Here is a 19452-nt window from a genome sequence, read left to right as displayed (position 1 = left end):
TATCCATGGAAAAGATTGTTTTATTTACCCCACCTATCCTCCCCTGAAGGGGAGGGATTAAATAAAAGATCCTAGAAAGTCGATGATTAATAACCATAAGAATAAACCTGATGCTGGATTTGGGAGAAGTAAATTATAAGCCTCAGCGTATGTAAGCCCCCTTTAGGGGGTTGGGGGTAGGAAAGGATTGTTTTTCTCACCCAACCTACCCCCCCTGAAGGGGAGGGACTAAAGAATAGCTCGTAGATAGTCGATGAATATTAACCATAAGAATAACCTAATACTGCTTCTGGGGAGGAGTAAAATTTAAGTTTCTGCATTACTAAGCCCCCTTTAGGGGGTTTGGGGGTAGGAAAGGATTGTCTTATTTACCCCACCTATCCTCCCCTGAAGGGAGGGATTAAAGAAAAGCTCGTAGAAAGTTGATAATTGATATCCATAAGAATAACCTGATGCTGGATTTGGGGGAAATAAATTATAATCCTCAGCGTATGTAAGCAAGGATTGTTTTTCTCACCCCACCTATCCTCCCCTGAAGGGGAGGGACTAAAGAAAAGATCGTGGAAAGTTGATAATTGATATCCATAAAAATAAACCTAATACCCCTCCTGGGGAGGGTCCTTTTCCAGCTGTGATTCTTATCAGTGGTTCTGGCCCTCATACCAGGGATGGGGATATCCTTGGCCACAAGCCATTTTTGGTTATCGCCGATTATTTTGCCAGACAGGGCATTGCTGTGTTGAGGAATACACCCAAATTACGATTACGAAATGAGGATCAGCCATGTATAGGGCAGATCTATAACATATTCTAAACAACCGTAGGATACGTCTGATCCGAAAAATTATTTTTCTAGCATTAGCTCTGAAAAATATTTAAACCTGATAAACCCTAATGTTCTTAAAAATTGTCTTTTAGTGACAAGTCTCTTCTCTTTTAATTTTTTATAATCAAAAAATGGTCGGTAGATCATGGCATATATTACAAATAGTCCTACAAAAGCACCTGTAGATATTACCTCGTATATGTAAAGTGATAATATTACTACCATTGGAACAAGTGTTATCAAATGAAATATAAATAGCTTTTTCATAATAAGACAAGTCTAAATATGACCTAAATTATCGGCTTGCAGTTGCATACCCAGCACACACAACTATAGAACCTATTGTATACCCCCCTAAAGTAACTGTATCAAAAACAGAAATTATGGCAATATTTGCAATATTAGATCTAGTGAGGTTATGGAATTTACCTACACACTCATCGGCAGTGCTCCACCATCCCAGTGTTCTTAGGTTTGCCTCATCTCTTGTATAATTAACTTTTCTAGTCCCATCTACATAATCAGTAAACGAAAACTCGTTTCCACTGCTCAAATCATAAACTTCAACGGTAATATTATCTTCATTATCCTTATATGCATTTGTGAAAAAGCTTGTAATTACGCTTCCATCGCTTACCAATGAAAAACATAAAGTTTTATTCCCATCAGTTTTGTTGACTATAGTAAGTATTTGCATACCATACTCTTTATCAACTACCTTAAATAAATCGTTTACATCATAATCACTTAATAGGTCGTTGTATCTAGCTTTTTCATTGGAACTATACAACCATCCATCAATGGAATTAATCTCAGATTCTATCGCTGAAACACCATAAAATATTTTTCTTGAGTTTGATCATCATATTCCTTTATATCTTCCACACATGCCCTGATAAAAGAAATAAAAAGAAGAGCAATTAAAATTTTTACTTTAATGATTTCTTAAAATATTAAAGTTTAAATAATACCCTAATAAACACATTAGCAACTAATATACAAACTTTTTATCGACACGGTTCATAGTCCATGCGGGAATCGAACCCATGTTTTCAAATCAAGAATAGTGTCCAAAAGTAGAAACTACCGTCACCACTACTTTTTCTTCTTCCATGGCATATACAATCCCCTGTTCCCCGTTTATCCTTCAGGACCAATATCCAGACAATTCATATTTTAACTAGCTGTCATGTCCTAGTTTCCGGATATTCTGTAAGTTCATTCATTAACTTTTCACTCTTCCTTAACAATGGCTTGTTGCCTGATTTCTTGTGTCTTTTAATTCCTTCTAATGCATTTGGTGTCATTTCTATCGAATAACTCATCAACCTAAAAGTGCTTTAAAATCGGATTTATCAATCCTAACCGTATTGCCTTTCTTATGGTGGGCAATTCCCTCCAAAATATCTTCCATGACTTTAGTATTCATCAAATACTCATCGCTTTCGGTGATAGGAGTAAGTGCATAAGCTTTGTCTTTTTCACCCCACCTATCCTCCCCTTAAGGGGAGGGACTAAAGAATAGCTCGTAGAAAGTCGATAAATGATATCCATAAGAATTAACCTGATGCTGGATTTGGGAGAAGTAAATTATAAGCCTCAGCGTATGTAAGCCCCCTTTAGGGGGTTGGGGGTAGGAAAGGATTGTCTTTTTCACCCCACCTACCCCCCCTGAAGGGGAGGGACTAAAGAATAGCTCGTAGATAGTCGATGATTGATATCCATAAGAATTAACCTGATGCTGCTTCTGGGGAGGAGTAAAATTTAAGTTTCTGCATTACTAAGCCCCCTTTAGGGGGTATGGGGGTAGGAAAGGATTGTTTTATTTACCCCACCTATCTTCCCCTTAAGGGGAGGGACTAAAGAAAAGATCGTAAAAAGCCGATAATTGATATCCATAAAAATAACCTGATGCTTGATTTGGGAGAAATAAATTATAAGCCTCAGCGTATGTAAGCCCCCTTTAGGGGGTTTGGGGGTGGGGGTAGAGAAAGGATTGTTTTATTTCCCCCACCTAGCCTGAAGTGTAGGGATTAAAGGGTTGATTACTTAGAAGGGAGGCTTTAGTAAGTAAACTATTATCCTAAATATTATATAGCCATAGAAATAGTATATATTGTTGGATTAATTATTTGATTAACCTATACCTATGAGATCCTATACTACGCTGAATTTGATTGTAATACTTTTGATGGGCTTGTTTACGTGTTCTAATATCCTCGCCCAGACCAGTCCGCTGACTGGTGCATGGAAGGGGGAGCTGAAGGTCAGTGGACAAACCTTACCCGTAATATTCCACCTGGAGCAATCGGACGGGGAATGGCGGGGAACGATGGATAGCCCAAAGCAAAATGCCAAGGGAATTAAAATAGGCAAAGTCCTTTATGCTGAGCCCATGCTTAGTATCGAATCCCCACAGATGGGCCTGAAGTATGAGGGGCTGTTAATGGGCGATTCTATTCAGGGCACCTTTACGCAAGCTGGATTTGAAGCCCCTCTGGTCCTACAGAAAATGGAGGCGGATGAGGAAACCAGCCTTGCAAAACCTCAGGAGCCCAGAGGCCCTTTTCCTTATAATAGTGAAACCTATAGTTTTACTAATGATAAGGCAGGAATTACCCTCCATGGCACCCTGACTACCCCTCCTGGGGAGGGTCCTTTTCCAGCTGTGATTCTTGTCAGTGGTTCTGGTCCTCATACCAGAGATGGGGATATTCTTGGCCACAAGCCATTTTTGGTTATCGCCGATTATTTTGCCAGACAGGGCATTGCTGTGTTGAGTTATGATGAAAGAGGTTTGGGGCAGTCGGAAGGCGACTTCAGTACGGCGACCAGTTATGACTTGGCAGAGGATGCTGCGGCAGCTTTGGCTCAGCTGGAAAAATCCCCAAAGGTGGATCCCCATAAGACAGGGATCATTGGTCATAGTGAAGGCGGATTGCTGGCCTGGATGCTGGCCGGTACTAATGAAGCTGGAGATTTTGCTATTTCCTTGGCTGGTCCCACGGTGCCCATTATTGATTTGATGCTACAGCAAACGCGTGACCTTATGGTCATGGAGGGAATGTCTGAAGAGCAAATTGAATCCATTGAAGACTTCAATAGGCAGATGTACACATTATTCATCGATTATGATGATATAGAGGTGATCACCACCGAAGTGTACTCGCTTTTGAAAAGCCGTGCGGAAAGTGAAGGTATTAGTTTGACAGAGGCTCAGCTGGGACAACAAACCAAGGGTATACTGTCCCCTTGGTTTCGAGCATTCATCAGGATGGACCCTACCCCCGCGATCAAAAATACCAGTATTCCTGTTTTAGCAATATTTGCAGAGAAGGATGTACAGGTAAATGCGGAAGTGAATAATGAGGCACTGAAAAAAATCGTCCTGGAAGGGGGTAAGGAGAACATCCGACATATCATCGTGCCAGGCCTTAACCACCTTTTTCAGCATAGTGAAACAGGCAGTATATCAGAGTATGGAATACTGGAAGAAACCTTTAGTGAGGAAGTGATGCAGCAGATGGTTGACTATATATTGGCTTTCTAAAAGCCAAAAAAATCGGGCAATCGGTTGAAGAAAACTCAGTAATTGCCAAATTTATTGATGTTTTCATATTAAAATAGGCTGTTTGGTTCAAAAATGATCAGTTTGTTGCCAGAAATGTGACCATTACCTCAGAATAATATGGGCTTAATTTCTTTACTAAATTATAATTCAATAAATTTGGCATAGCAAAAAATCACCAACCTAGACGAGGTGATGGGATTTTTTAGATGATGAACCACTTTATATATCCTATTGTTGATAGGATGTGGTCTTAATAGCTGCGACAATAATAAAAAATAATTTTACCTATTAACCTTAATTACACATGACAAAGATTAAAGTAGGAATTAACGGATTCGGAAGAATTGGACGATTGGTTTTCCGTGCTGCTCAAGAGAGAAATGATATCCAAATTGTAGGTATCAATGACTTGGTAGATGTGGATTATATGGCATATATGCTGAAATATGACTCTACTCACGGGATTTTCAAGGGTGAAGTGGAAGTGAAAGATGGCCAGTTGGTCGTAAACGGTGACACTATCCGTGTGACTGCTGAGCGTAACCCAGCTGACTTGAAGTGGTCTGATATCGGTGCTGAATACATCGTGGAATCTACTGGTCTATTCCTGACTAAAGACAGTGCAAAAGGTCATATCGACGCTGGCGCTAAGAAAGTAATCATGTCTGCACCTTCTAAGGATGACACTCCTATGATCGTAATGGGCGTAAATGAGGCTTCTTATACCTCTGATATGCAGTTCGTATCCAACGCTTCTTGTACTACCAACTGTCTTGCCCCACTTGCCAAAGTGGTGAATGATAACTGGGGTATCGAAGAAGGTCTGATGACTACGGTACACGCTACCACTGCTACACAGAAAACTGTGGATGGTCCTTCTGCGAAAGACTGGAGAGGCGGACGTGGTGCTGGACAAAATATCATCCCTTCCTCTACCGGAGCTGCTAAAGCTGTGGGTAAAGTGATTCCTGAATTGAATGGCAAACTGACTGGTATGGCCTTCCGTGTACCTACTCCAGATGTTTCTGTAGTAGATCTTACCGTAAGACTTAAGAAAGCCGCTACTTATGAGGAAATCTGCGCAAAAATGAAGGAAGCTGCTGATGGCGAATTGAAAGGTATCCTTGGATACACTGAAGATGCCGTAGTTTCTAATGACTTCATCGGTGATCCTAGAACTTCCATCTTTGATGCAGGTGCTGGTATCCAACTTAGCGATAAATTCGTGAAATTGGTGTCTTGGTATGACAACGAGTGGGGTTACTCTAATAAGGTAGTTGACCTTCTTACTTATATTGCAAAAAAAGACTAATTCCTTAGTCTAAACCATATTAAAAACCGATAAGGCAACTTATCGGTTTTTTTTTGCTCCCTAGCCATCATCCAAGGGTGATTAATCCACTTGATTTTGCCGCCTGGCGGCAAATAAAATAATACCATAAAAATGAAATTGGACTTCCTCCTTTATCTTAAGGGTGGATGGATGAGAATAGGGAAGGCAATTAATTAAGATCTAAAACCATATCGAGTTTCTAATTAAACTCCTTTAAATACACTCTTTACGGTCCCCGGTCTAGGTTGGGGGATATAAGTAGGGAATATTGATATAATTTATGTTTTGGATTAGAAAGCATTGTTTACCAGTTAGAACTAATATTATTAGGTATTCCATACGATTTACACGCAGTTAAATCGGAAATCAGGAATATTATACCCCAAATTGGGTATTTTTTTTATTTTTTACATATTAGGTAACTTAATTGAAAACAAGTTTTATATATTTACACCAAATTACATTTTGTAACATGTTAAATATAGAAAAATGCATATCCAAAAATCTTTTTTGTTTTTCGTATTGATTTTTTTGATAGCTTTTAGTTCTTGTATTTCCAATGAAAAAGTAACTTATTTACAGAATAAGTCCGAAGATGAATCATTGGAGGAGGATAAACTTTTGAGTTATCATATCCCTGAATACCGCCTTCAATTCAATGATATCATTGATGTGAAGGTTTTGACAGCTGAGGATTTAGTAAAAAACGGCTTCAATACCACTGATGATTCCAACTCGTCCATGAGGAATAGCATGGGACAGGGTGGGGGAGATATCTACTATATGACCGGCTATACCGTGGACAAGGATGGCACCATTCGTATCCCCATGGCGGGACAGATCAAAGTGCAGGATATGACCTTGGAGGAAGCACGGCTATCTATAGAGGATAAGCTGCGTGATTACGTGACTTCTGAGCTATATGTTCGTGTCAAACTGGGAGGGATCCGCTATACGGCTTTCGGGGAATTCAGAAAGCCAGGAAAGTACGTGGTTTTACAGGATCGTATGACGATTTTTGAGGCGATCGCTAATGCGGGAGATATGACCGTGGTGGCCAAGCGGGATGAGGTGATGCTTATTCGCCAGTATCCGGAAGGCACCAAATTACACAAAATTGACCTGAATGACAGGAGCATCATTCAGTCACCTTATTATTTTATTCAGCCCAATGACCAGATTTATGTGGAGCCTATGAAAGTTCGGGAGTTAGGTACCGGCGAAAATACTGCTCAAACTCTGGCCATGGTTTTTTCGGCAATTACCGCCGTAGCGCTAATTATTAATCTTTCCAATTGACATGAATACTCAGCATTCGAATAACCAACCTGCCCCACCACCCGTTTTTCAGTTTAATCAGGACGCTAGTTTTGATTTCAGATCGGTGTTGGTGAAGTACCTGAGACATTGGCCATGGATCCTGGCATTTACCGCTTTAGGATTAATCATCGCTTTTTTAGTCAATCGATACAGCACCCCCGTTTGGTCGGTGGAGTCCACCGTATTGGTCAAGGATGAAAGTGCAGGCCCAGGCCTCGACCTGTTTGAAAATACCGGGCTGGTAAAAGCTAATAATAATATTGAAAATGAAATCGGTATTCTGAAATCCTATTCCCTCGCAGAGGAAGCAGTGTCCCAGCTAAACCTCAATGTACAGGCTTATTCTGAAGGATTGCTAGGCCCCCTGCGGACCTATGGCGGTCAAACCATGCTCGTAGAGGTGGACTGGAAGCATCCCCAAATGGTCGGAGGGATGTTCAAAGCCATCAAAACCTCCGCAAATACCTTCATGCTGGAGATCGAAAATGATCGCTTTCAGGTGTTTAACCCCGCCGATGCCTTCTATAAAACCCTGGTGCAAACCCTCGACTTTGAGGAAAAGGAATTTAAATTTGGACAGTGGGTGGAAGGCAATAATTATAAATTTAAAGTCAATGACCTGAGCTCTGAGGAAAAGGAGAAATTCTACTTCCAACTACAGGACACTCCTTCCCTGGCCAAGCGATATAAGGAAGACCTGTCTGTTTCTCCTATCAATAAGGAAGCCTCTATTCTAAGTCTCAAGCTGGAGACTCCTGTGCGCCGATTAGGGGAGGACTACCTGAACAAGCTCATGGAGGTGTACCTCCAAAGAGAGCTGAATGAGAAAAACAGAACTTCTGACAATACGGTAAACTTCATTGAGAATCAACTGAGCGGAATTACTGATTCCCTCACCTTCTTCGAAGATCGCCTTGAGCAATATAGAACTCAAAACAAGGTGTTTAACCTAAGCGAGGAGGGAACTCAGATTTTTCAAAGGATGCAAGAGCTGGAAACGGAAAAATCCCAGACGGAGATCAATTTGAATTATTACCAAACCCTACTTAATTACCTGGATAATAATGCCAACCAGGACCTGGTGGTGCCCTCAGTGGTAGGGATAAGTGACCCTATGCTTAACTCTCTAGTGCTGAATCTGGGTGAGTTGCAGGCAGAAAAGGTGCGTCTGGCAGCCAATTACTCTGACCAAACCCCAATCATCCGGGAGGTGACCAATAAAATCACCAATACTAAAAGTGCGCTGAGAGAAAATGTCAGTTCGGCCATCCGTAATACCCAGTCGCTGGTAGGAGAGATCAAAGGAAATATTTACCAGATAGAAAAGCAGATCAATACCCTTCCAGAAACGGAGCGTAGGCTATTAGGCATACAGAGGAAATTTAATATCAACGAGAATATCTACGTGTACCTGCTACAGAAAAGGGCAGAGGCAGAAATCACCCGGGCCTCTAATGCGCCCAAGAATACGGTGCTGGATATGGCGAAGGCCGGAAGCCTTCCTGTAGCACCAAAATCCAAGGTGAATTACCTGCTCGGATTATTATTAGGCTTATTCATTCCGGTAGGTTTTATTTATATCAGAGACTTCTTCAATGTCAATATTGAGGATGTCAAAGAGCTGGAGAAGCTGTCTAAGGTGCCGGTGGTGGCCAAGGTGGGAAGAGCCAAGTATGGTGAGAATACCCCCGTACTTAATAAGCCGAAGTCGCCCGTTACTGAATCTTTCAGGAGTCTTCGGGCCGATATGACCTATCTGAGCCCAAATAAGTCCAAGATGGTGATCCTATTCACTTCCACTATTTCTGGAGAGGGGAAGACTTTCTGCTCTGTTAATACCGCCTCAGCCTTTGCTTTGACGGGTAAGAAAACCCTACTGATGGGTTTGGATTTAAGGAAGCCTAAGATATCTGAGGATTTTGGCTTGAGCAATGATAAGGGCGTGAGTACCTGTCTGAGTTCCGATCGCAGCTGGCGGGAAATGGTAAAAAACAGTGGTAGCGAAAACCTTGATGTATTGCTATCAGGACCCATACCACCCAACCCCGCAGAGATATTACTCCAGGATAAATTTCAGGAAATCATGGCGGAAATCAAGGAGGAATATGATGTGGTGGTGTTGGATTGCCCACCGGTAGGCTTGGTATCAGAGACCAAGGAGCTATTCCGATTTGCAGATATAAGCATGTTCGTCTTCAGGCAGCAGTTCTCACGCAGAGATAGTGTGGAGCTCCTCAATGAGCTAAGCGAAAAAGGAGGAGTGAAGAAGTTATATGGCCTGCTCAATGATATACATATCAATCATCACGGGTATAATTACGGTTACGGCTATGGCTACGGCTACCATGACGATGTAGAACAGCCTTGGTGGAAGCGGATTTTCCAACGCTCATAAAAAATCATATAAGGCCTAATATAAAAGCCCTCCATCGCATAATAGCGGTGGAGGGCTTTGTGGTTTTACAAGGGTATGGTAAGGTGTTTTTTCTTCTTCGCTGCTGGTGAGGCTGGGTGGGGTCTGATACCCCTCTCACTAATGGCTGGGTGGCATATAATAAACCTCATCATTTCACTGAGCCCCTGCGCCTAAAGAGGGTTCTTGATCTTACAGAATGAGATGATGGATCTTCTGCGATCCATTCAAGTCAAAGAAGCTTTCCAATTATAAACTCATTCTGCCAGTACCCATTGATTTCTCCTTCCTTTCAGGTGAAGCTGGGTGGGAGAGCTGACAAACCATCCTATAAGCCCTGACTTTTTATCCTTGGCATTTGGCAATTCCAACTGCTCTGGCTCCAGCATTCTTTGGCTTAGGAGGGGATCTTTTTTGACTTTCTTATAGAATGGTGATTTTTACCATTATTAAGTAGGCTTGGAGGAGGAGGACTTTGACTATCCTCCCCAAAATCACTCATTTTAGCAGGGCTTTAACCAGGATTTGATGCTTTTTTATCGAATTGAAGACCGAAATACTGGAGATTTGAAAATATTCGCTATTTGTTTTAAATCAATAAAATATAGGATTTATCTATTATGTATTATAGCGCAAATAGAAATGGTTAAAATATAATTATTGTAGTGTATTGTATTATTTATATATACATATATTAATTAATGGTATTAAAACAATAAATTGTATTATTTATAATGAAACGAAATATTGGTAGGTACTAAACTAACGTAAAATTGATTTTATATTGATGATTTATAGATATTATGCTTATTTATATAAAAAAAAAATTATTTCATAGAATTATAAGACTTTTAGTGAGGCATTTTATAGTTGGGTATAAGCTCAGATTTGCCATTTTTTCATTGTATAAGGTTCTTTTTGCCACAATTTATTCCGAAATGGCAAATTTTGAATTCCTTTCCATTTGTAATTTATTACTAATAAATTATAATATATGGCTATCTATGTTTTTTAGCCTTCATAATGTGTCATTTGTACCTTTCAATAAGAAAATTTCATTTCAAAACAAGGGGTCGGAATAAATATTTGTTAAAATACCCAATATGGGGTATTTTTTGTGTGAAAAGCATTTTGACCATTTTAAAATACGTTTTTTAATAATAAAAAGAGCATATTTGTATAAGGATCTGAGAGTAATTAACTCTTCTATCTGTTTTTTGTTGGAGGATAATAGTATTTAATACGTGAATTAATATTTTCATCTGTCTCATCTTTTCCTGAAAGTTTCCCCTCCAGAATTTTTAAGAAAACAGCAAAAATGGGACTTACGTGGCGAAGCTGTATTCTTTAGGGAGGTCATTTCCTTCTTTTATAATGATTTGTAGATTTAAGTATCAGAAATCATGCTTTGCATTCAATTATTGGCTATTTATAATAGTGTCTGTTTTGTTTAGTGCTTCGGAGTCCCCAGCAAAAAGCGTTTTTTTAGGTGGATAACGAATGTTGGGGATTCCCGAAGCATTTTTTTAGATTAGACCGCTTTTCTATATGATATCAACCTCTTCCAAAATCTATATTGCCGGCCACCGAGGAATGGTGGGAGCAGCTATCTGGCGCGCCTTAGAGAGCAAGGGTTACCAAAATCTCATAGGTCGCAAAAGTGCTGAACTGGATCTTAGAGACCAGTCCGCCGTAGAAGCCTTCTTTCGGGAGGAACAGCCCGAAATCGTTATTGATGCCGCCGCCCGCGTAGGGGGGATACTCGCCAATAATAACTATCCCTATCAGTTTCTGATGGAAAATATGCAGATTCAGAACAACCTGATCGATGCCTCCCTGAGACATGAGGTCAGCAAGTTTATCTTCCTGGGTTCTTCCTGCATCTATCCTCGTAAGGCCCCACAGCCGCTGAAGGAAGATTGTCTGCTCACTGCCGCTCTGGAGCCGACCAATGAATGGTATGCTATCGCCAAAATCGCCGGCGTGAAAGCCTGCGAAGCGATAAAAAAACAGTTTGGAAGAGATTTTATAAGTTTAATGCCGACCAATCTTTATGGTCCCTTTGATAATTTTGACCTGGAAACTTCCCATGTGCTGCCAGCCATGATCCGGAAGTTTCATGATGCCAAAAAGCAAGGCGATATCCCCGTAAAACTTTGGGGATCCGGAAGCCCATTGCGTGAGTTTTTGCATGTAGATGATATGGCTGATGGCGTAGTATTCGCCATGGAAAATAACCTTCCCGAGCACCTCTATAATGTAGGTACCGGCGAGGACCTTAGCATCCGAATGCTCGCGGAGATCATCCAGCAGGAAGTAGGCCATAAGGGAGAGATCTCCTGGGATGCCTCCAAGCCTGATGGTACACCACGAAAATTAATGGACGTTTCTAAAATGAAATCTGCTGGCTGGAAAGCCAAAATTGACCTCGAATCGGGTATTCAGCAGACCTATCAGTGGTTTCTGAACAACGCCCATCAGATCAAAGAGGTAAAACTCTGATCAGGGAGAACAGCTCCCTTTTTTAGTACGGTCTCCTTGTGTTTTTTATGCTACGGAGCCATATCTATTCCCAACCACGAATACTTATCCCGGTCGATAGACCTAGACCCTAATAAATACTTGAAAATGCCCGGTGGGCGACACACCAATTTTGCCGGGCACTTTTTTTCATTATCCCACACACCAAACTCTATACCTATGAACGATAAGCAAAAAGTAGCGCTCATCACTGGCATCACTGGTCAGGATGGAGCTTATTTGGCCGAACTACTGCTCGAAAAGGGCTATAAGGTGCATGGCATTAAACGTCGGTCTTCACTTTTCAACACCGACCGGATCGATCATCTCTATGAAGATCCTCATACCCAGGATCCGCAGCTCATCCTGCATTTTGGGGATATGACGGACTCCATGAACCTGACTCGTATCATCCAGGAGACACAGCCCGATGAGATCTATAATCTCGCTGCTATGTCTCATGTGAAAGTGTCATTTGACACGCCGGAATATACCGCCAATGCCGATGGTATCGGTACCCTGAGGATATTGGAAGCCATCCGATTCCTGGGACTGGAAAAGAAAACAAGGGTGTACCAAGCGTCCACCTCTGAGCTATATGGGTTGGTGCAGGCTGTGCCACAGACCGAAACCACGCCTTTCTACCCTCGCTCTCCCTATGCCGTAGCGAAAATGTACGCCTATTGGATTACAGTAAATTATCGTGAGGCATACAATATTTTTGCCTGTAATGGCATCCTCTTCAATCACGAATCTCCACTCCGTGGCGAAACCTTCGTGACCCGTAAGATCACCAGAGCAGCATCAAAAATCGCCTTGGGACTGCAGGACTGCCTGTATCTGGGTAACCTGGACTCCAAAAGAGACTGGGGACATGCCAAAGATTATGTGCGGATGATGTGGATGATCCTCCAGGCTGATGAAGCTGAAGACTGGGTTATCGCCACCGGCGTGACCACCACCGTAAGGGAATTTGTTCGCATGGCCTTTAGCTATGTAGGCTTTGACCTGCGATTTGAAGGTGAAGGAGTATATGAGCTTGGTATTCTCGATGGTATCGACCAGGAAAAATACATTCAAGCAACCGGCCAGGTGCCTAATACCCAGCAACTGGAGATGATCGGTAAGCCACTCATCCATGTGGATCCGGCCTATTTCCGTCCTACAGAAGTGGACCTGCTAATCGGTGACGCCACCAAAGCTAGAGAAAAACTAGGCTGGACACCGGACTATGACCTCAATGACCTAGTCTATGATATGATGCAGTCCGACGTAGCCCTCTTCCTCCGTGACCTATACCTCAAAGAAGGCGGCCACAAAATTTTGATTCAAGCAGAGTAGGGGAGATCTGGAATACTTAATAGTCACAATATTTACATATTTTTGTAAAATTGTGACTATTTACATATTTTAAAATGGATTCTAAAAAGATTTTTTCTGGGATAAAATGGGCCACATTACAAACTATTATAGATATAGCTTTTAGGTTTGGAATTAAATTTATCCTTATTAAACTACTTTTACCTGAGCAATTTGGCCTAATAGGCATGTGTTCAATATTTATTGTAATAGCGGGGGCTGCTGGTGAACTGGGAATGTCAGCCGCTTTAATACAGAAGAAGAATGAAAATGAGGTAGTCCCTATGTATTCTACCGCTTTTTGGACTGGTATTATGTGGGGTTGGGTGGTGTTTTTAATAATGGCACTTGTGATAGGACCGTTTGCATCTTATTTTTATAGTGAACCTAAATTAATTTACTTAATACCTGTACTCAGTTTAAGTATACTATTTAGGCCGTTAGGTCTCATACATACCGTGATTCTAACTAGAAAATTAAATTTCAAAAGTTTAGCGAAAATCTCTAATATTTCAGCTATTATAGCTGGATTACTTGCTCTGATTTTAGCATTTTTTGGAGGAGGAGTATGGGCATTGGTTCTAAATATGGCATTAGCTCCTGTAATATCGCTCCCCCTACTATATTTAAATGTAGGATGGAAGCCTAAATGGGAATGGAAAAAAGAATATTTTAATAATATTTTTGGGTTTGGAGCATTTAGCTCAACCACTCAAATCCTCTCAATGATTATGTATAATGTGGATAATCTTGTAATTGGGAAAGTGTTTGGAGCGACTAAACTTGGATATTATACTTTAGCTTTTTCTCTTACAGAGCAAATAAGACAGACCATAAGTGCGGTTTTAAATAAAGTAATGTTTCCTGTATTTGGAAATGTTCAAGATAAAAAAGAAGTAATTAAAGGATATTTTCTGAAAATCATTAAGCTTAATGCCATGGTGATTTTTCCGTATTTAGGATTTTTAATTGTTTTTGCAACAGATGTTGTCAATTTTTTTGGTCCAGAATGGGGGGAAGCAATAATTCCATTGCAAATTCTCGCATTAGCCACTATGGTTCATATCACTGTAAACTCCTTTGCCTCAATTTTGAGGGGAATTGGGCATCCAAAAATTGAAATGAAAATTATTCTATTTACCTCCGTTTTGGTTTTTTTACCATCGCTATTAATTGGGGTATATTATTTTGGTATTATAGGAGCAGCGTCAGCAGTGTTATTCAATAAAATTGCATTGGTAATTTTAGGCTTAGCAACATTAAGAAAATATATTGATGTTTCAATTCATGACGTTTTTAGAGCTGTGTTTTCTACAATTTTTATAGTATTGGGAAGCATGGCGATAGTTTTTTGTTCAAACCTATATTTGCCAGAGTTTTCTACACTATTAAAAATACCTTTGTATTTTACTTTATGTTTTGGAGGAATAATTTATTCAGAAAAATCTATTCTTTTTTCCTTAACTAAACATTTCGCTTAGATTATGACCAAAGTTTTTAAGAATAGTTATTTGATGTATAAGGGGTTTAAGGATAATCGTCTTCCTTTCCTTTTTGTTAAAAACCCCCTATTAAGTAGTTTCTATTACTCATTGTTTTCCAACAAATTTCGAAGAGAGCAACATGCCGTTCTAAAAGGAAAAGTAGATCATTTAAGGCACCTTAAAAAAGAAAAAGCAAACATTTACACATTAATTAGAAATACCCATAGAATAGAAAAGGGTTTATTAATGAGACCTAGACGTGAGGTATTTGCTTTAGACTATATAAAAGAAACTGTTGAAGCTTTTTGTAATATTTGGGATGGTGAAAAGTTTCAAAAAGATGCTCAGTTTAAATGGTTCCATGATGTGTTGTCTGAGTATTTTGTTCATTGTGGTAACCATAGCAAAGTAAAGGGGTATCAAGAAAAATTCCTAGATAAGGTTGAGGGAACATCGCATCATGCCCAGGAGCTAAAGTCAATCCCATACAGTAGAATATTGGATAAGAACTCTCAAGTTTCCTATGAAAACTTTTTTGGATTAACTAGACACAGGAGATCTGTAAGGTGGTTTTTGAATAAGAGTGTTCCGAGAGATTTGATTGACAAAGCTTTACTTGCAGCTGGTCAAGCTCCAAGTGCTTGTAATAGACAGCCATTTGAGTACCGCATTATAGATGATCCAGACCTTCTCGAGAAAGTTAGATCTACTCCAATGGGGGTTAAAGGTTATGAACATGGAATACCTGTAATGGTAGTGGTGATAGGTAATTTGGATGCTTATTTTGATGAACGGGATAGACATTTGATTTATATAGATGCGTCATTAGCTAATATGAATTTTATGTTAGCACTTGAAACTTTAGGATTATCATCTTGTCCAATCAATTGGCCAGATATTGAAGAATTAGAAATTAAAATGGAGCAATACTTAGGTTTACCAAAAACACAGCGTCCAATTATGTGCTTAGCACTTGGCTATCCAGATCCCGATGGATTGGTGGCGTATTCCGAAAAAAGACCTTTAGAAAAATTTAGAAAGTATAATTAAGTGAATGTAAAAGTTATTAAAGTCGACGGAGCTAACACCTTGAATAAAGGTGCGGAGCTCATGTTATGGTCAGTGGTACAGCAGATCAAGAAAAGATCATCTGAAATAAAAATTGTCTATAATACTAATGTTCCTTTTTCGGATAGGCCTAATATTGAAAAGGAAGTTGGAGTAATAAAGAGACCAGCTAGTAAGTATGGTAAAATATTCAATGCCATTCTTTTTAGATTAGGATATAAAGGGACATATTTTTCAAATTTTTATCCTCAAAATGGTATTGATTTAATTCTTGATGCAGGAGGTTTTCAGTTCTCCGATCAATGGGTTTACTCCTCCAAGAAATTAGATAATTGGAAAAATTACTATAAAGCACATAAAGAGAAGGGCGCAAAAATAATCTTACTTCCCCAAGCATTAGGACCATTTAATACAGATAATGGTCGCGCTCAAGCAAAAATAATAATTGACTATTGTGATGTGATAATTGCTCGCGAGGAAAAGTCTAAAAAATATTTGCTCAACTTAGGTGTGGATCCTAAAAAGGTGTGGTGCTATCCGGATTTTACTTGCATTACTGATGGGATTGTAAAACAGGAGTATAGCCGATTTAATAATAAAGTGTGCATTATTCCAAATAAAAAAATGAATACTCATCATAAATCTAATGGTAATTCTTATGAAGAGTTTTTGTTAAATATTATCAATATTCTGATAGCAGAAGGAGAAGAACCGTTCTTCTTGAATCATGAAGGCAAGGGAGATTTAGAGTTATGTAATAAATTGAATTCAAAATTCGGTAATAAATTTGAAATTGTTAATGGGCAGAACGCTCTTGAAACTAAAGGTGTGATAGGAAGTTCTAAGTTTACAATTTCATCTAGATTTCATGGAGTGGCAAGTGCACTTAGTCAAGGAATTCCTTGTTTATCTACCAGCTGGAATCATAAATATGAGATGCTATTTTTAGAGTACGGCATAACTGATGGCGTATTGAATATGGATCTTCCCAAAGAGGAGATTTCTAAAAGAATAAAGCAAGAACTGTCTTTAGTTCAAAGCTCTAAGAAAAGTTTACTTCATTATAAAAAGCATCAATCTCAAAAAATTGAAGATATGTGGGGTAAAATTTGGCAAATAAGTGAGGTTTCTAAATGACAAGTGCAATCGTCGTCGTAGGATTTAATAGGCCTAAGTCATTATCAAGGTTACTTAATTCCCTAAGTCTGGCAGAATATTCGAGCGATAATATCCCTTTAATCGTTTCAATTGATCATACAGATACTGAATCAAATGCAGAAGTAATTGAGATTGCTAAATCATTTGAATGGGAGTATGGGATTAAAAAAGTGGTTCAGCATACTTCTAACTTAGGTTTGGAAAAACATATATTAGAATGTGGACATTTAACCAAAGAATATGGCAGTATTATTTTATTAGAAGATGACCTTATCGTATCGCCTCAATTCTATAATTATGCCGTTCAAGGGATCAAGTTTTATGATAATAAGACAGATATAGCCGGACTTTCTTTGTATGCTTACGAATTTGAGGAATTAGGCTGGTACAGATTTTATCCAAAACAAAGTGGGACAAACACTTATTTTATGCAATGGGCTTCATCTTGGGGGCAAGCTTGGAGCCATGAGCAGTGGACTGGGTTCATGGACTGGTATAAAGATTTCTCAGATTTTGAAGGTATAAATATTCCAAGCCAAGTAAAAGGTTGGAAAAACTCCTGGAAAAAATATTTCATAGCTTATTTAGCTGATCAAAATAAATACTTTGCTTTTCCTTACCAATCCTATACCTCAATGATGGATGGATTAGGAACCCATCATACTGCTGATTCCCGTAATAATAATGTCTCTCTGGTAGGTAAAAGTCATGGCAATTATCCATTAGCATTTACTAATTTCCCCAATGATGAACTATATTATGACAGTTTTTTTCAACCTCGAAATAAACAATATTATATAAAAGAAATTGGTGAATCAGTTACTATTGAATTTGACTTATTTGGAACAAAGAAAGCAGAGAACATGAGGGCTGATTATGTTTTTTCCTGCAAACCTTCAAACAATCCTATAAAATCATATTCTAATAAGCTAATCCCTTATGAGTATAATCTGGAGATGGATATCGAAGGGGATGTTTACTGTCTTTCGAAGAGAGGTGAGATAAAAGCAGATTTTACAAAAGTATCTTTTGGTAGGTTTCTATATCAGGCTCGAAAAGTATTTGCAATCAAAGAAATGGCCTATACAATTTATTTTAGAACTTTGAATAAATTCTTGAATCGTGGGTAAACGAATTTTAGTTTTTGATCCTCAAATTACGGGGCATCATTCTGAATACTTAGACCATATCATTTCATATCTTTTAGAAGATACTTCAGGAGATGAATATTACTTTATAGTGCATCCATCTATTGAGGAAAAGCTGCCAGGATTAATTAAAGTGGCAAACCTAAAAACACATCTTCATTTCGAGTATTTATCAACAGGTCAGGATCAGGAATTAGCAGGGAAGGGCTTAATTCGCAGGTCGTTTCTGGAGCATAAAATGCTTGAGCATTATGCTAGGGAATTTAAAATTGATCATGCTATCTTATTATATCTTAATACTTTACAAATAGCACTGCCTTTTAGGAAAAGAGCTTATACTGTAAGTGGAATTTTATTTTTTCAGTATTATCGCATGACCAAAACTACCATGCTTCAAAAACTAAAATATTTTAGGAAGGAACTTACCATGAAATGGTTGGTAGGAAGTAGAGGATTGCAATCGATATATGTGTTAAATGATCAGGAATCGGTTGACTATTTTAATAGCAGGTTTAATACCAAGGCTTTTAAACTTCTGGATGATCCTATACCTGATCTAGTTCCATTAAAAGACTTTGATATTAGGAGCCATTATTCCATTCCGTCTTCCAATAAAATTTTATTACATATAGGATCATTAGGAAGTAGAAAAGGGACCTATGAAATCTTGGAAACGGTAGAACATTTAAGAAAGGCCAGTTCTTATGGATTTACATTTTTATTTGTAGGGAAGTTTTCTAATGAACAGGAACGAAATGAATTTAGCAATAAGCTCGATGAAACGGAATCTTCACCTTCACTTCAAGTAATTTGGGAGGAGGATTTTGTATCTAACAATAAGATGAAAAGCTTATTTGATCAATGTGATATGGTTTTAACCCCATATAAATTTACGGAAGGGAGCAGTGGAATCATCGGGCATGCTGCCAAGGCCAAAAAGCCAATAATCGTTCCTAATAGAAGTTTACTTTTTGAAATTGGAAATAAATACGGGATTTCGGTTCCAGTGGAATCTATCACATATAAAGACCTTACAAACTGTATTACAAATTTTTTTTCAAAAATGAATCATTCTAAAAATATTGGTGATTTAACATATCCTAATACAGAGTCATTTTCTAAATTACTTTTAGGTGGTAAATGTGCCAAATAGTATGGGAATCTATATTAATTCTATTAGGATTAACACTTCTACCACTTTATTCCATTTTGCAATAGTACTGTTATTAGTGGGATATCCCATTAGTGCATG

12 protein-coding genes and 1 pseudogene are annotated in these 19452 nt (G+C 38.9%); 12 read left to right on the top strand and 1 reads right to left on the bottom strand.

The features are described 5' to 3' along the window. Window positions 1-604 precede the first annotated feature (604 nt). Window positions 605-745 (top strand): annotated as a pseudogene (locus B050_RS23695) (alpha/beta hydrolase); the annotation flags it as partial. A 376-nt stretch (window positions 746-1121) separates the two neighbouring features. Here B050_RS23695 and B050_RS0112835 read toward each other — a convergent pair. Beyond that, on the bottom strand, window positions 1122-1616 hold the full coding sequence (locus tag B050_RS0112835; protein WP_018474333.1) for a hypothetical protein: 495 nt from the start codon (window positions 1614-1616) through the stop codon (window positions 1122-1124). A gap of 1359 nt (window positions 1617-2975) precedes the next feature. Here B050_RS0112835 and B050_RS0112825 point away from each other — a divergent pair. The 11 genes from B050_RS0112825 (at window position 2976) to B050_RS0112760 (ending at window position 19353) form a co-directional block, all read left to right on the top strand. Then, on the top strand, window positions 2976-4376 hold the full coding sequence (locus tag B050_RS0112825) for an alpha/beta hydrolase family protein (protein WP_018474330.1): 1401 nt from the start codon (window positions 2976-2978) through the stop codon (window positions 4374-4376). 325 nt (window positions 4377-4701) lie between these two features. Then, a complete protein-coding gene (gap, locus tag B050_RS0112820; RefSeq protein ID WP_018474329.1) occupies window positions 4702-5709 on the top strand; it encodes a type I glyceraldehyde-3-phosphate dehydrogenase in 1008 nt (335 codons plus the stop codon). Window positions 5710-6219: 510 nt separating this feature from the next. Then, complete coding sequence (locus B050_RS0112810) at window positions 6220-7029, top strand: polysaccharide biosynthesis/export family protein (RefSeq protein WP_018474327.1); 810 nt, start codon at window positions 6220-6222, stop codon at window positions 7027-7029. 1 nt (window position 7030) lies between these two features. After that, window positions 7031-9445, top strand: a complete 2415-nt coding sequence (locus tag B050_RS0112805) for a GumC family protein (protein ID WP_018474326.1) — start codon at window positions 7031-7033, stop codon at window positions 9443-9445. 1566 nt (window positions 9446-11011) lie between these two features. After that, entirely contained in the window at window positions 11012-11965 is a 954-nt protein-coding gene (locus B050_RS0112790) for a GDP-L-fucose synthase family protein (RefSeq protein ID WP_018474323.1), read from the top strand. Window positions 11966-12163: 198 nt separating this feature from the next. Beyond that, the gene (gene gmd, locus B050_RS0112785) at window positions 12164-13324 is read left to right on the top strand and encodes a GDP-mannose 4,6-dehydratase (RefSeq protein WP_018474322.1); all 1161 of its coding nucleotides are present in this window, start codon (window positions 12164-12166) and stop codon (window positions 13322-13324) included. 74 nt (window positions 13325-13398) lie between these two features. After that, window positions 13399-14823 carry a lipopolysaccharide biosynthesis protein gene (locus B050_RS0112780; RefSeq protein ID WP_018474321.1) on the top strand — a complete coding sequence of 475 codons (1425 nt, stop codon included), beginning with the start codon at window positions 13399-13401 and terminating at the stop codon, window positions 14821-14823. A gap of 3 nt (window positions 14824-14826) precedes the next feature. Beyond that, window positions 14827-15876: a nitroreductase family protein gene (locus tag B050_RS0112775; RefSeq protein ID WP_018474320.1), complete on the top strand. Its 1050-nt coding sequence runs from the start codon at window positions 14827-14829 to the stop codon at window positions 15874-15876. Next, entirely contained in the window at window positions 15877-17031 is a 1155-nt protein-coding gene (locus B050_RS0112770) for a polysaccharide pyruvyl transferase family protein (protein WP_018474319.1), read from the top strand. It abuts the gene before it with no gap. After that, complete coding sequence (locus tag B050_RS22435; RefSeq protein ID WP_018474318.1) at window positions 17028-18182, top strand: glycosyltransferase family protein; 1155 nt, start codon at window positions 17028-17030, stop codon at window positions 18180-18182. Before B050_RS0112770 ends, B050_RS22435 begins: the two co-directional genes overlap by 4 nt. After that, window positions 18175-19353 carry a glycosyltransferase gene (locus tag B050_RS0112760; protein WP_018474317.1) on the top strand — a complete coding sequence of 393 codons (1179 nt, stop codon included), beginning with the start codon at window positions 18175-18177 and terminating at the stop codon, window positions 19351-19353. Before B050_RS22435 ends, B050_RS0112760 begins: the two co-directional genes overlap by 8 nt. Window positions 19354-19452 lie beyond the last annotated feature (99 nt).

Origin of the sequence: Echinicola pacifica DSM 19836, from assembly GCF_000373245.1 — a bacterium.
GTDB classification, from domain to species: Bacteria; Bacteroidota; Bacteroidia; order Cytophagales; family Cyclobacteriaceae; genus Echinicola; species Echinicola pacifica.
The sequence above is the reverse complement of the archived record's forward strand: the minus strand, read 5'-3'. Positions and strand labels throughout refer to the sequence as shown.